Here is a 14,003-nt window from a genome sequence, read left to right as displayed (position 1 = left end):
TGTCCGTTATGAGTGGATTTTCAGCCACTTTTTCATGGATTACATCCATATTATCATCGAATTCCCTCTTTCTGGAATCATTCCCATGGATACGAATCACCGCATGCAGCCTGCCTCCGCGTCCCGGCGCGCCTTCGTGCTGGCCGCCGTCTGCCTCGCTGCGCTGTGCATGCCGCTCAGTTTTACGGGGCCGGCTATCGCCATTCCCGCCATCGCCGCCGACCTGCGCGGCACGCCGCTGGCGCTGGCCTGGATCACAAATGCCTTCATGCTCAGCTTTGGCGGCTGCCTGATGGTGGCCGGCGCGCTGGCCGACCGTTATGGCCGCAAGCGCGTGTTCTTGCTGGGCATGGCTGTGTTTTCCGCCGCCGCGCTGGCCTTGGCGGCCGCGCCCGCCATCCTGTGGCTCGACGTGCTGCGCGCCGTCCAGGGCCTGGGCTGCGCCATGGCCCTGTCGAGCGGACTGGCGGCCCTGGCTCAGGAATTCGACGGCCCGGCCCGCGCGCGCGCCTTCAGCCTGATCGGCACGGCCTTCGGCGTGGGCCTTGCCTTCGGCCCCTTCCTGGCCGGCACCTTGATCACGCACACGGGCTGGCGCGCCATCTTCATCGTCACGGCCGTGGCCGGCCTGGCCGCCCTGCTGGCCGCCGCGCGCGCCATGCGCGAAACGCGCGACCCGCAAGCGCAAGGCGTCGATTGGCCCGGCGCCCTGACGTTTACGGGCGCGCTCTCCCTGTTTACCTATGGCTTGCTGCAGGCGCCGCACAAAGGCTGGGCCAGCGCCGCCAGCCTGGCGCTGCTCGGTGGCGCGGCCTTGCTGCTGGCCGCGTTCATCCGCGTGGAGCGGCGCGCCGCGCGGCCCATGCTGGACTTGACCCTGTTCCGCCTGCCCGCCTTTGCCGGCGTGCAATTGCTGGCCGCCGCGCCCGCGTTTTCCTTCGTCGTGCTGCTCGTATTGCTGCCGGCCCGCTTCATCGGCATCGAAGGCTACAGCCCGCTGGAGGCGGGACGCATGATGATCGCCCTGTCCGCGCCCATGCTGGTGCTGCCGGTCCTGGCCGGCCTGGCGGCGCAACGCCTTGCCGCCGCGCACATCTGCGCCAGCGGCCTGCTGCTGGCGGCGGGCGGCTTGCTGTGGCTGTCGACCTGCGCGCCAGGCCAGTCGCCCACCAGCTTGCTGGGGCCACTGCTGCTGATCGGCTGCGGCATCAGCCTGCCCTGGGGCTTGATGGATGGCCTGGCCATCAGCGTCGTGCCCGTCGAGCGGGCCGGCATGGCGGCCGGCATCTTTAACACGACGAGGGTGGCGGGCGAAGGCCTGGCGCTGGCCATCGTCAGCGCGCTGCTGGGCACGTTTACTGTCGCGGCGCTGGGCCATGTCGACCTTGCCGGCATCGGCGCGGAACAGGCGGCGCACGCGGGCTCCTTCCTGGCGCTGGGCGAGCTGCGCCATGCGGCCACCCTGCTGCCGCAGGCTGGCGCCGCCGAACTGGCGCAAGCGTACGGCACGGCCTTTTGCCACTTGCTGTATGTGCTGGCCAGCATTACGACGACCTCGGCCCTGCTGATTCTGGTCTTCCTGCGGCATCCTGCCCTTGCCGCAACGGACTCGACCACCCTGCCCGCCTGCGACACTCCCTCCTGATCTCCTCCTGCCATACACGGCGGCGCCCACGCGCCGTCGCCCGCCTTTGATGTTTCTCCGCAACACCCACAAAGTTTCCGAACAACGCCAAGAACAAAACGAGTTTACTTATCAAAGCGCTTTGAACTATACTCAAAGCGCTTTGAAACATAGTTAAAGCGCTTTGGTTGTGCAAAGTGATGCGCGCCGATCCCACATCTATAAAAACACTGGAGACACAATGAACAAATTTTTCTTGAAAGCGTTGCCAGCGGCAGTGCTCATGGCCTTGAGCGCGTCGGCCCAGGCTGCCCTGCCGATCGACTTCGGCGGTTACATCCGCTCGGGCATCGGCACCAGCAGCGAAGGCGGCAAGGAAGCGTGTTTCGGCCTGGCCGGCGCCTCGTCCAAATATCGCCTGGGCAATGAGTGCGAAACCTACGGCGAGCTGAAATTCGGCGGCGAAGCCTTCAAGGCAGCGAACGGCACCACCTTCCGCATCAATACCCTGGTGGCGTTCTCCGTCAACCAGAACCAGGACTGGGAACAATCGGACCCGTCGTGGCGCGAAATGAACGTGGTGGCGGACAAGATCGGCACGGGCGCCTTCGCCGAAGCGCGCGCCTGGGTCGGCAAGCGCTACTACGACCGCCAGGACGTGCACATCACCGATTACTACTTCTGGAATAACAGCGGCCCTGGCGCCGGCCTGGAAAACATCGACCTGGGCGCGGCCAAGCTGGCCTACGCCATCGTGCGCACGGCCGACGACGGCGACAGCAAGCGCATGGGACTGTCCCACGACTTGCGCTTCTCCGGCATCAAGGTCAATCCGGACGGCGAACTGACCTTGGGCCTGCAATTCAACCAGAAACGCAACGCGCAAGGCGCAGCCCCCATCGCCAGCGGCCACTTGCTGACCATCATGCATACGCAAGGCAATCTGCTGGGCGGCTTCAACAAGGTGGCACTGCAGTACGGCAAAGGCAGCGCGGCCAACACGGGCGGCTTCAGCCTGGGCGCCAGCAAGGATGACAAGGTCGTGCGCCTGACGGAACAAATCATGATCCAGCCCAAAGGTTCCTGGTCGGGCATGGGTACCTTCGTCTACGAAGACAAGGAAACGGCAGGCGTGAGCAGCAAGTGGACGTCGATCGGCGCGCGCCCCGTCTACCACTTCACGGACAACTACAGCCTGGCCGTGGAACTGGGCCACGACATCGTCAAGCCGGAAGGCGGCGAAAGCCGCAACCTGACCAAGCTGACCTTCGCGCCGCAACTGTCGGCCGGCAACAGCTTCTGGTCGCGCCCCGTGCTGCGCGCCTTCTACACCTACGCCAAATGGAACAAGGCAGCCCAGTCGGCCGCCGCGGCGGAATCGGCGCTGTCGTCGACGGGCGTGTTCGGTGGCAAGACCAATGGCAGCTCGATGGGCTTCCAGGTGGAAAGCTGGTGGTAATCGCCGGCATCTAGAACGTCGGCAAGCGTCCCCGGACGCTTGCCGGTGGCAGCAACAACGCCCGCATTTCGGGGCAGGCAGTAACCGGACCCACCATTTCGCCGCTGCACGCGATGGCCGGCAGCTTCAATGTAGTGATTCAGCAGTATCCTCTTTTAGCGCGGGCGCCCCTGGGTTTGCCCGCGTATTTTTTTGGGCGCCGCCGCCGCAGGTCATACCCCTGATCATTCCGGCATTTATCAGATAAACTACCCTTCATCGCACCGCATCGCTCCCGACCCACCCCATACGCAGCATTCATGAACCTCAAAAATCTCGCCAGAACGCTAGGAATATCCGAAACCACCGTCAGCCGCGCCTTGAATGGCTATCCGGAAGTGAGCGAACGCACGCGCGAGCGGGTGCTGGCCGCCGCGCAGGCGGCCGGCTACCGCCCCAATCCCATGGCGCGCAGCCTGGCTGTGGGGCGCACGAACATCGTCGGCATCATCTACCCGCTGATGCCGAACGACCTGGCCGACCCCATGTTCATCGACATCGTGGGCGGCATGTCCGAAGCGCTGGAAGCGCAGCAGATGGACATGATGATCGCGCCCGCCTCGGCCACCAACGAATTCCACACGTATGAACGCATGGTCAAGGGCCGCCGCATCGATGGCTTGATCGTCGGGCGCACGAAACCGTTCGACGAGCGCATCGCCTACTTGGCGCAGCAGGGCATGCCGTTCGTCGCGCATGGCCGCACGCAGCTGAACCAGCCGCATGCGTGGTTCGACTACGACAACGAAGCGGGCATGCGCCTGGCCGTCGAGCGCCTGGCGCAGCTGGGCCACCAGCGCATCGGCCTGATCAGCGCCACGCCAGACCTGAACTTCGTGCGCCAGCGCGTCGAGAGTTTCCAGCACGCCATGCAGGCGGGCGGCCTGGCCGTCGATCCCGACAACCTTGTCGACAATGCGCACGACCGCCGCGCCGGCTACCAGGCCATGCAGCGCCTGCTGGCCCGCTCGCCGCGCCCCACCGCCGTCATCGTCGACAACCACATGTCGGGCGTGGGCGCCGTGCGCGCCCTGCTCGACGCGGGCATCGCCATCGGCCGCGAAATGTCGCTGATCGTCTGGGGCGTGATGGAAGATTCCCTGGCTGGCCACAACGTCACCACCGTCGTCCAGCCCGACCCGCGCGGCGCCGGCGCGAAGATGATCCACATGCTGCTGGCCCTGATGGACGGCACGCCCGTCACCGACCTGCAGGAATTGTGGCCGTGCGAACTGCTGCCGGGCGAGTCGGCGGGACCAGTAATCCACGCCTGATTTACCCCTAGAGCAAACTACAGGGGTCGGTCACTGCATTGGAATGCATCCCATTGGGACGCATTCCCCCTCAGGTCCGACCCCAGCCTCTGCTTGGGGTTTCGTAAAACGCCCTCTTCCGCTCTGTTTTGCCCTCCTGAATCACCCTCATAAAAAAATCGTATGTCTGGCGCGTGTATCGCTTTACTTTTCAAAGCGCTTTGAACTATACTCATTTCATACCCAAAGCGCTTTGAATTTTAAAATAAGACGTTCGCCTACCAACCAGCAGCGCCGCCCTGATAGCCACGGCTACAGGCACTTTTAAGAAATCATTCATGCCGACCATCCAGAACAATCTCGCCCACCTGCCCGCCGACTGGTGGCGCAGCGCCGTCATCTACCAGGTCTATCCACGCAGCTTCCTCGACAGCAATGGCGACGGCATCGGCGACTTGCCCGGCATCACCTCCAAGCTCGATTACATCGCCGCCCTGGGCGCCGACATCGTCTGGATCTCGCCCTTCTTCACGTCGCCGATGAAAGACTTCGGCTACGACGTGGCCGACTTCTGCGACGTCGATCCCATGTTCGGCACCCTGGCCGATTTCGACCGCCTGGTGGCGCGCGCCCATGAACTGGGCCTGAAAGTGATGATCGACCAAGTGCTGTCGCACTCGTCCGACGTCCACCCGTGGTTCGTGGAAAGCCGCTCCAGCCGCGACAATCCCAAGGCCGACTGGTATGTGTGGGCCGACCAGAAACCGGACGGCACGCCGCCGAACAACTGGCTCTCCGTGTTCGGCGGTTCCGCCTGGCAATGGGAGCCGCGCCGCGGCCAGTACTACCTGCATGATTTTCTCGTCAGCCAGCCCGACCTGAACTTCCACAACCCGGCCGTGCAGCAAGCGCAGCTGGACAACCTGCGTTTCTGGCTCGAGCGCGGCGTCGACGGTTTCCGCTTCGATTCCTGCAACTTCCCCTACCACGACCAGTTGCTGCGCGACAATCCGCCCGCCGCGCAGCGCGATGCGAGCAGCGTGTCGGCCATCAACCCGTACGGCATGCAGGCGCACATGTACGACAAGACGCAGCCGGAAAACATCGCCTACCTGCAGCGCGTGCGCGCCATCCTTGATGAATACCAGGCCATTTCCATCGGCGAAGTGGGTGACGACAATGCGCTGGCCACGATGGCCGCCTACACGGGTGCCGACAAGCTGAACATGGCTTACAGTTTCAACTTGCTGACGGCCGAGTTTTCCGCCGCGCATATCCGCAAGCAGGTGGAAGAATTCGAAGCGCAAGTGGCCGACGGCTGGGCATCCTGGTCCGTGGGCAACCACGACAGCGTGCGCGTGATGACGCGCTGGGGCGGCGAGAACCCGTCGCCGTCGCTGGCCAAGGTGGTGCTGGCCGTGCAGGCGGCCTTGAAAGGCACGCCCTGCCTGTATCAGGGCGACGAGCTGGCCCTGACGGAAGCGGACATTCCTTTCGAAGCGCTGCAAGACCCGTACGGCATCCCGTTCTGGCCCCAGTTCAAGGGCCGCGACGGCTGCCGCACGCCGATGCCATGGGTGGCCGATGCGCCGCATGGCGGCTTCAGTAATGCCAAACCTTGGCTGCCCGTGCCGCCCGAGCATCTGGCGCGCGCCGTCGATGTGGAAGAAAACGATGCCGGCTCGCCGCTGCGCTTTGCGCAAAACATCCTCGCCTGGCGCCGCACCCTGCCGCAGTTGCTGCGCGGCGATATCGTCTTCTTCGATGCGCCGGAACCCGTGCTGGCCCTGCGCCGCGACTTGCCGGGACAGCCGTCCGTGCTGGCCGCCTTCAACCTGGGCACGGAGGCGGTCACCTTCGCCTGGCCTGACGCGGGGCCAGCAGCCGGCCTGGCCGGTCACGGCTTGCCAGGCAGTAAAGATGGCCAGCAGATCAGCCTGCCCCCGCATGGCGGCTGGTTCGGCACGCACGCTTAAACAGTACCCTTTGGCGGCCATGCCGCCAATTACAATAACGAGCCCCGCGCATCAGCGGGGCCAAATTGAGAGAACGAGGACGACATGGCTGGACTGAAATTAACAGGCCTGAAGAAGGCATATGGCGACGTGCAAACCCTGCACGGCATCGACCTGGAGATCGCCGATGGCGAATTCATGGTCTTCGTGGGCCCGTCGGGTTGCGGCAAATCCACCTTGCTGCGCAGCATCTGCGGCCTGGAAGAAATCAGCGGCGGCGACTTATTCATCGGCAAGACGCGCATGAACGACGTGCCGCCCGCCAAGCGCGGCATCGCCATGGTGTTCCAGAGCTACGCCCTGTACCCGCACATGAGCGTGGCACAGAACATGGCCTTCGGCCTGAAACTGGCCGGCATGAGTAAAGTACAGATCGCCGACGCCGTGCAGCGCGCCGCGCAAATCCTGCGCATCGAACCTTTGCTCGAACGCAAGCCGAAAGACTTGTCGGGCGGCCAGCGCCAGCGCGTCGCCATCGGCCGCGCCATCGTGCGCAAACCCGACGTCTTCCTGTTCGACGAACCGCTGTCGAACCTGGACGCCTCCTTGCGCGTGCAGATGCGCATCGAACTGGCGAATCTGCACCGCGAATTGCGCTCGACCATGATTTACGTCACGCATGACCAGGTCGAGGCGATGACCCTGGCCGACCGCATCGTCGTGCTCAACGCGGGACGCATCGAACAGGTGGGCGCACCGCTCGAGCTGTACCACCATCCCGCCAACCTGTTCGTGGCCGGCTTCCTCGGTTCGCCCCGCATGAACTTCCTCAAAGGCAAGATCCACAGCTATATCGACGGCGTGGCCACCATCGCCACCAACGCGGGCGGCATGCTGCAGGCGGCGTTGACGCAGCCGCTGGCCAGCGGTATGCCCGTCACCGTCGGCGCGCGCCCCGAGCACGTGCAGGCATGCGCGCCCGGTGCCGCTGCCGCCATCACGGCCACCGTGCAGGCGGTGGAAAAACTGGGCGACATCAGCTATCTGTATGTGCACGTCCCGGGCGGCGACGAGCCGCTGGTGGTGCGCGCCGATGCGGATACGGACTGGGCGATTGGCCAGTCCGTATCGCTGCAGGTGGCGCCCGCCCGCGTCCACGTGTTCGACGAGCACGGCCAGACCCGCACCTGATCTATCCGCTTTAGGGGCTAGGCGCTACAGGCGCCGCCTGGCCTGGTTGCATCGTTTCAGCCTTGATACTCAACATAAACTTAGCATAAAAAAAGATACTGGAGATTGACATGTCCTTCACGCACCCGAAACGCAGCTTCATCAAAACCACCCTGATCGCCGCCGCCCTGGCCGGCATCGGCAACCTGGCCGCCGTCAGCATGGCGAACGCGGCCGAAGCAGGCACCCTGTTGATCTGGATCAATGGCGACAAAGGCTACAAGGGCCTGGCCAAGGTCGGCGAAGAATTCACCAAGAAAACGGGCGTCAAGGTCGTCGTCGAACACCCGGAAGATGCGCCGAACAAATTCCAGCAGGCCGCCGCCGCCGGCAAGGGCCCGGACATCTGGATCTGGCCGCATGACCGCATCGGCGGCTGGATCGACGCAGGCTTGCTGCAACCAGTAACGCCAAGCAAGGAAGCGCGCGCCGCCATCCTGCCGCTGGCCTGGAATGCCTTTACCGTGGGCGGCAAGACCTGGGGCTACCCGATCTCGATCGAAGCCGTCGCCCTCGTCTACAACAAGGACCTGGTGCCGACCCCGCCTAAGACCTTCGAGGAAATCGCCGCGCTGGACAAGAAACTCTCCGCACAAGGCAAGAAAGCCATCCTGTGGGATTACACGAATACCTATTTCACGTGGCCTTTGCTGGGCGCGGGCGGCGGCTTCCCGTTTGAAGTCAAGTCCGACGGCCGCTACGATGCAGCGAAAACGGGCGTGAACAATGCCGGTTCGCAAGCCGGCGTGAATGCGCTGATGACTCTGATCAACAGCGGCGCCATGCCGAAGGGCGCGGGCTACGCGGAAATGGAAGCGGGCTTCAACCAGGGCAAGATCGCCATGATGATCAACGGCCCATGGTCGTGGGACAATGCGCGCAAATCGAAGATCAATTACGGCGTGGCGACGATTCCTACCGTGGCAGGCAAGACGGCCACCCCATTCGTGGGCGTGCTGGGTGCGATGATTTCGAAAGCCAGTCCGAACAAGGACCTGGCGACGGAATTTCTGGAAAACCAGATGCTGCAGCTCAATGGCCTGAAAACCATCAACGCCGACGTCCCGCTGGGCACGCCAGCGAACAAGGTGCTGTTCGCGGAATTGAAAGCCAATCCGAACATCCAGGCGACGATGGAAAGCGCCCAAGCGGGCCGCCCGATGCCGAACAATCCGGAAATGGGCCGCTTCTGGTCGTCGATGCAATCGGCGCTGGAAAACATCACCCAGGGCCGCCAGACGACCAAGGATGGCCTGGATGCGGCGGCGAAGCGGATTACGACCGCCAATTAATTAGCTTTAGGTAGGTCGGATTAGGCCCGAAGGGCCGTAATCCGACAAACATTGTTGGCGGCTGATGTCGGATTACACGGCGCAGCCGCTAATCCGACCTACGCCACCACGCTTGACATCCAGCATCCATCTTCACAGGTATCCCATCGTGCGCAAGTTTATCGGCCCTACGGTATTGACCATCAGCATGGCGCTGGGTCTGTATCTGCTCTTCATGTTGTACATTTCCGGCCAGACCATGCTGGCCGCCGTCTTCCTCGGCTTGCTGACCCTGACGACGTTTGTCTTCACGTCGCCGCGCGCCTATGCCTACCGTTATCTGTTTCCCGGCATCACGGCGGTGATCGTCTTCGTGCTGCTGCCGATGGTGTACACGGTGTCGATCGGCTTTACCAATTTCAGTTCGCGCAACCTGCTCACCTATGACAGGGCCACGCAATACCTGCTCGACGAGACGCAGCGCGTGGAAAGCGCCGGCTATGCCATGACCGTGCATGCCGACAACAAGGAATACCGCTTGCGCCTGGAAAGCCCGGACACGGGCGAAGTGCTGCTGACGCCGCCGCTGGCCCTGAAGCGCGCCGTCCCGCTGAAGGTGGACGTGGCGCCGGCTGACCCCGTGCAGGCGCCCGTGCTGGCCCCTGCCCTGCCCATCAAGGACATCATCGCCCTGCAAAAGGATTTGAAGCTGCTGACGCTTATCCTGCCGAACAGGATCGAGCTGCGCATGGTGGGCTTGCGCGAATTCGGCCCCGTCGCGCATGTCTACAAACAATTGCCGGACAAGACCCTCAAAAAAGTCGCCACGGGCGAACTCGTGACGCCGAACTTCAAGACGGGCTTTTATGAAATGCCGGACGGCAGCAAACTGGAACCGGGCTTCAAGGTCAATGTGGGCTTTGCCAACTTCGTGAAAATCTTCTCCGATGAAGCGTTCCGCGGCCCCTTCCTGCGCATTTTCGTCTGGACCATCGTCTTCGCCCTGATCAGCGTGGCCACCACGACGGGCCTGGGCATGGTGCTGGCCGTGCTGCTGAACTGGGATGCGCTGCGCTTCCGCGGCCTGTACCGCACGCTGCTGTTCCTGCCCTACGCCGTGCCGGGCTTTATCTCCATCCTGGTCTTCAAGGGGCTGTTCAACAACAACTTCGGCGAAATCAACCTCGTGCTCGACGCCCTGTTCGGCATCAAGCCCGCCTGGTTCTCGGACACCACGCTGGCCAAGGCCATGATCCTGATCGTCAACACCTGGCTCGGCTACCCCTACATGATGGTGGTGTGCATGGGTCTCATCAAGGCGATCCCGTCGGACCTGTACGAAGCGTCGGCCCTGGCCGGCGCGGGACCGCTGACGAATTTCTTCAAGATCACCCTGCCGTTGATCATCAAGCCGCTGACGCCGCTGATGGTGGCCAGCCTGGGCTTCAACTTCAATAATTTCGTGCTGATCAGCTTGCTGACGGGCGGGCGTCCCGATTTCCTCGACACAACGTTACCGGCCGGCACGACGGACTTGCTCGTGTCCTACACCTACCGCATCGCGTTCGAGGATTCCGGCCAGAACTTTGGCCTGGCCGCCGCCATCTCGACCCTGATCTTCTTCCTCGTGGCCGCGATTTCGCTGGTCAACATGCGCCTGACGCGCATGAACAAAGCATAAAGGACAGCATATGGCTATCGTTGTCGACCGTTCCAACCGCTGGCGCATCCTGGCGGCCCACGTCGCCGTGATCGCGCTGATCGCGCTGGTGATGTTCCCCTTCCTGATGATCCTGTCGATTTCTTTGCGACCAGGCAACTTCGCCTCGGGCAGTTTGATCCCGCCCGAGATCAGCTTCGAGCACTGGCGATTGGCGCTGGGCATGTCTTACCAGGCGCCCAACGGCGCCCTGGTCGAGCCGGACTTCCCCGTGCTGCTGTGGCTGTGGAATTCCATCAAGGTGGCCAGCATGAGCGCCACCGTCACCGTGCTGCTGTCGACCACCTGCGCGTATGCGTTCGCGCGCATGCAATTCCGCTTCAAGTCGCAGACGCTGTCCGCGCTGATGCTGCTGCAGATGTTCCCCGCCGTGCTGGCCCTGGTGGCCATCTACGCCATCTTCGACGTGCTGGGCAGCTACGTGCCGTGGCTGGGCATCGACCACCACGGCAGCCTGGTGCTGGCCTACACGGGCGGCATCGCCCTGCATATCTGGACCATCAAGGGCTATTATCAAACCATCCCCGTCGAGATCGAGGAAGCGGCCAAGGTCGACGGCGCCACGCAGTGGCAGGCCTTCGTCTACGTGCTGCTGCCGATGACGGTGCCCATCCTGATGGTGGTGTTTTTGTTGTCCTTCATCGGCGCCATCATCGAATACCCGATCGCGTCCGTGCTGCTGCATGAGCAGAACAACCTGACCCTGGCCGTCGGTTCGAAACTGTTCCTGTACGAGCAAAAATACCTGTGGGGCGACTTCGCCGCGGCGGCCATTTTGTCCGGCTTGCCCATCACGGCCGTGTTCCTGCTGGCGCAAAAATGGATGATCTCCGGCCTGACGGCTGGCGGCGTGAAGGGCTGACCATGCGACGCTCCCTGACCACGCTGGCCGCCCTGCTCCTGTGCGCTTCGGCGCAGGCAGGCAGCTTCAGCTTCGCTGACAACCCCATCGTCTACTTTGCCGTCACGGACCGTTTCGCCAACGGCAATCCCCGCAACGACCACAGTTACGGCCGCGCCGCCGACCCGCAAGGCGGCGACGTGGGCAGCTTTCACGGCGGCGACATCGCCGGCATCACGCAGCAGCTCAAAGCCGGCTATTTCAAGGAACTGGGCGTCAATGCCCTGTGGATCACGGCACCGTACGAACAGATCCACGGCTGGGTAGTGGGCGGCAAGCAGCAATTCCAGCACTACGCCTACCACGGCTACTGGGCGCTCGACTACACCACGATGGACGCCAACATGGGCACGCGCGACGAGCTGCGCGAGATGATCGCCACCGCCCACGCGCAAGGCATCCGCGTGCTGTTCGACGTGGTGCTGAACCACCCCGGCTATGCGGACTTGCGCACCCTGGCCGAATACAAGGTGCCCGTGCTGTGGCCCGGCCATGACAAGGCCGCGCTGCGCGATTATCACAGCTTCATCGACTACAACAACTTCGAATTCAAGCAATGGTGGGGGCCGGACTGGGTACGCGCCGGCCTGCCCGGCTATTCCGATGGCGGCAAGGACGACTACACGATGCAGCTGGCCTACCTGCCCGACTTCCGCACGGAGAGCGGCAAGGCCGTGGGTTTGCCGCCAATTTTGCAGCGCAAGACGGACACGCGTGCCGTCGCCCTGCCCGGCACCACGGTGCGCGGCTATCTGGTGCACTGGCTGGCCGACTGGGTGCGCGAATTCGGCGTCGACGGTTTCAGGGCCGACACCGTCAAGCACGTGGAGCCGGCCAGTTGGCTGGCCCTGCGCGCAGCGGCCACGGAAGCATTGAAGGACTGGAAGACGCGCCATCCCGAACAGAAGATCGACGACGCACCGTTCTGGATGACGGGCGAAGCGTGGGGCCATGGCCCCGAGCGCAGCAGCTGGTTTGATGCCGGCTTCGACTCGATGATCAATTTCGACTTTCAACACCGCGCGGGCGGCGACTGGAAAAGCATCGACGGCGTGTACCGCCAGTACGCGGGCTTGCTAGGCAAGCGCATTGGCAATGAGCCTCGCTACGACATCCTGTCGTACATCTCCTCGCACGACACTAGCCTGTTCCCGCGCGATCAATTGAAGCACGGCTTGAGCGCCCTGCTGCTGGCACCGGGCGGCGTGCAGCTGTTCTATGGCGATGAAAGCGCGCGCCTGCCTGGCACGGCGCCCATCGGCGACGAACAGCAGGCGACCCGCTCCGATATGAACTGGTCGTCGCTCGATGCTCCCACCCTCGCGCATGCGCGCAAGCTGGGCCAGTTCCGGCTGCGCCACCCTGGCCTGGCGCGCGGTGAACACCGGTTCATCAACGACAAGCCGTACGCCTTCGCCCGCGTGATGGATGGTGACGCCATCATCGCCGTGCCCGAGGCGCAAGGCGCCGTCTCGTTGAAAGTCCACGGTGTCTTTGCCGATGGCGCCCTGCTGCGCGACGCCTACACGCAGCAAACCTACATCGTCAAAGATGGTGCCGTCGCGGTACACGCGACCGGCACCGTCCTGTTAGAAAAGGCAGCACCATGAGTACCTATGACATTTTAGTAGTTGGCGGCGCCGGCATCGACACCATCGTGCGCGTTCCCGACCTGCGATTGCCCGTGGCCGATTCGCTGCACGTGCCGCCCATCCGCGACTACGTGGCGCACACGGGCAATGGCGTGGCGCTCGGTTGCCACGCGCTGGGCCTGCGCTGCAAGTTCATCGATTTCATCGGCGACGATGCGCAAGGCGCAGCCATCCTGCAGCGCTATAAAGAGACCAAGCTCGATTTTTCACACATCGTCGAACCGTCGGGCACGCGGCGCAGCGTCAACCTGGTCGACCCACAGGGGCGCCGGCTGTCGCTGTACGACGGCCGCCACCCGGAAGACCTGCGCATGCCGGCCGCGTTTTATCTTCCCTACCTGGGGCCGGCGCGCCACGCGCACTTTTCCATCATGGACTGGGTGGCCGCACTGTTTGACGATGCGCAAGCCTGCGGCACGACGGTGTCGACCGATTTGCACGACTGGGATGGCGTCAACCCGCACCACAAGGTCTTTGCGCTGCGCGCCGACCTGGTGTTTCTCAGCACGGCGGCGCTGGGCGAGCGTACGGAGTCCGTCATGCGCGAAATTATTTCGCAAGGCCGCGCGCAGGCCGTGATCGCCATGGCGGGCGCGCACGGCGCCTACCTGCTGGAACGGGGCAGCGCGTCCGTGCGCCACACTCCGACGGCGGGATTGAAGCTGCCCGTGGTGGACACGAATGGCGCCGGCGACTCGTTCGTCGCCGCCTTCCTGCACGCCTGGCTGGCAGGATTGCCGCTCGACGAAGCCATGCGCCGCGGCGCCATCGGCGGCGCGTTTGCCTGCGCCCAGCATGGCACGCATGAACGGTTCATCGGCCAGGCAGAGCTGCAGCAATACGACGCTGTTTCCCAAGCAAACCCGCCTTGGTAAGCCTGGGGGGACGTGAGCCGCCTA

Annotated in this window: 10 protein-coding genes; all 10 read left to right on the top strand. The window is 63.7% G+C overall.

What is annotated here, in order from left to right:
- The first annotated feature begins 85 nt into the window (after positions 1-85).
- The 10 genes from JAB4_RS12440 to JAB4_RS12395 all read left to right on the top strand — a co-directional run bounded on the left by JAB4_RS12440 (position 86) and on the right by JAB4_RS12395 (position 13,979).
- Positions 86-1,645 (top strand): MFS transporter, encoded by a 1,560-nt coding sequence (locus JAB4_RS12440; RefSeq protein WP_070218270.1) that lies wholly within the window; start codon positions 86-88, stop codon positions 1,643-1,645.
- Positions 1,646-1,865: 220 nt separating this feature from the next.
- Positions 1,866-3,083: a carbohydrate porin gene (locus JAB4_RS12435; RefSeq protein ID WP_070218271.1), complete on the top strand. Its 1,218-nt coding sequence runs from the start codon at positions 1,866-1,868 to the stop codon at positions 3,081-3,083.
- Between the two features lie 299 nt (positions 3,084-3,382).
- Complete coding sequence (locus JAB4_RS12430) at positions 3,383-4,396, top strand: substrate-binding domain-containing protein (RefSeq protein WP_070218272.1); 1,014 nt, start codon at positions 3,383-3,385, stop codon at positions 4,394-4,396.
- Positions 4,397-4,713: 317 nt separating this feature from the next.
- Positions 4,714-6,351 (top strand): alpha-amylase family glycosyl hydrolase, encoded by a 1,638-nt coding sequence (locus JAB4_RS12425; protein ID WP_070218273.1) that lies wholly within the window; start codon positions 4,714-4,716, stop codon positions 6,349-6,351.
- 84 nt (positions 6,352-6,435) lie between these two features.
- Positions 6,436-7,521, top strand: coding sequence for a sn-glycerol-3-phosphate ABC transporter ATP-binding protein UgpC (ugpC, locus tag JAB4_RS12420; protein ID WP_070218274.1), 1,086 nt, complete (start codon positions 6,436-6,438; stop codon positions 7,519-7,521).
- Between the two features lie 110 nt (positions 7,522-7,631).
- Positions 7,632-8,852, top strand: a complete 1,221-nt coding sequence (malE, locus tag JAB4_RS12415) for a maltose/maltodextrin ABC transporter substrate-binding protein MalE (protein WP_070218275.1) — start codon at positions 7,632-7,634, stop codon at positions 8,850-8,852.
- Between the two features lie 148 nt (positions 8,853-9,000).
- Positions 9,001-10,512 (top strand): maltose ABC transporter permease MalF, encoded by a 1,512-nt coding sequence (malF, locus tag JAB4_RS12410; RefSeq protein ID WP_071650135.1) that lies wholly within the window; start codon positions 9,001-9,003, stop codon positions 10,510-10,512.
- A 10-nt stretch (positions 10,513-10,522) separates the two neighbouring features.
- The gene (gene malG, locus JAB4_RS12405) at positions 10,523-11,413 is read left to right on the top strand and encodes a maltose ABC transporter permease MalG (RefSeq protein ID WP_070218276.1); all 891 of its coding nucleotides are present in this window, start codon (positions 10,523-10,525) and stop codon (positions 11,411-11,413) included.
- Positions 11,414-11,415: 2 nt separating this feature from the next.
- Positions 11,416-13,062, top strand: coding sequence for an alpha-amylase family glycosyl hydrolase (locus JAB4_RS12400; RefSeq protein ID WP_070218277.1), 1,647 nt, complete (start codon positions 11,416-11,418; stop codon positions 13,060-13,062).
- Entirely contained in the window at positions 13,059-13,979 is a 921-nt protein-coding gene (locus JAB4_RS12395; RefSeq protein WP_070218278.1) for a PfkB family carbohydrate kinase, read from the top strand. Before JAB4_RS12400 ends, JAB4_RS12395 begins: the two co-directional genes overlap by 4 nt.
- The last annotated feature ends 24 nt before the right edge of the window (positions 13,980-14,003 follow it).

The sequence above is a fragment of the Janthinobacterium sp. HH102 genome, assembly GCF_001758625.2.
Lineage (GTDB): Bacteria > Pseudomonadota > Gammaproteobacteria > Burkholderiales > Burkholderiaceae_D > Janthinobacterium.
This window is presented reverse-complemented; position numbering and strand designations above follow the sequence as displayed.

What these genes read in the sequence shown, in the direction of transcription:
- JAB4_RS12440 (WP_070218270.1), top strand. Translation starts at nt 86, where the DNA reads ATGGATACGAATCACCGCATGCAGCCTGCCTCCGCGTCCCGGCGCGCC.
- JAB4_RS12435 (WP_070218271.1), top strand. Translation starts at nt 1,866, where the DNA reads ATGAACAAATTTTTCTTGAAAGCGTTGCCAGCGGCAGTGCTCATGGCC.
- JAB4_RS12430 (WP_070218272.1), top strand. Translation starts at nt 3,383, where the DNA reads ATGAACCTCAAAAATCTCGCCAGAACGCTAGGAATATCCGAAACCACC.
- JAB4_RS12425 (WP_070218273.1), top strand. Translation starts at nt 4,714, where the DNA reads ATGCCGACCATCCAGAACAATCTCGCCCACCTGCCCGCCGACTGGTGG.
- ugpC (WP_070218274.1), top strand. Translation starts at nt 6,436, where the DNA reads ATGGCTGGACTGAAATTAACAGGCCTGAAGAAGGCATATGGCGACGTG.
- malE (WP_070218275.1), top strand. Translation starts at nt 7,632, where the DNA reads ATGTCCTTCACGCACCCGAAACGCAGCTTCATCAAAACCACCCTGATC.
- malG (WP_070218276.1), top strand. Translation starts at nt 10,523, where the DNA reads ATGGCTATCGTTGTCGACCGTTCCAACCGCTGGCGCATCCTGGCGGCC.
- JAB4_RS12400 (WP_070218277.1), top strand. Translation starts at nt 11,416, where the DNA reads ATGCGACGCTCCCTGACCACGCTGGCCGCCCTGCTCCTGTGCGCTTCG.
- JAB4_RS12395 (WP_070218278.1), top strand. Translation starts at nt 13,059, where the DNA reads ATGAGTACCTATGACATTTTAGTAGTTGGCGGCGCCGGCATCGACACC.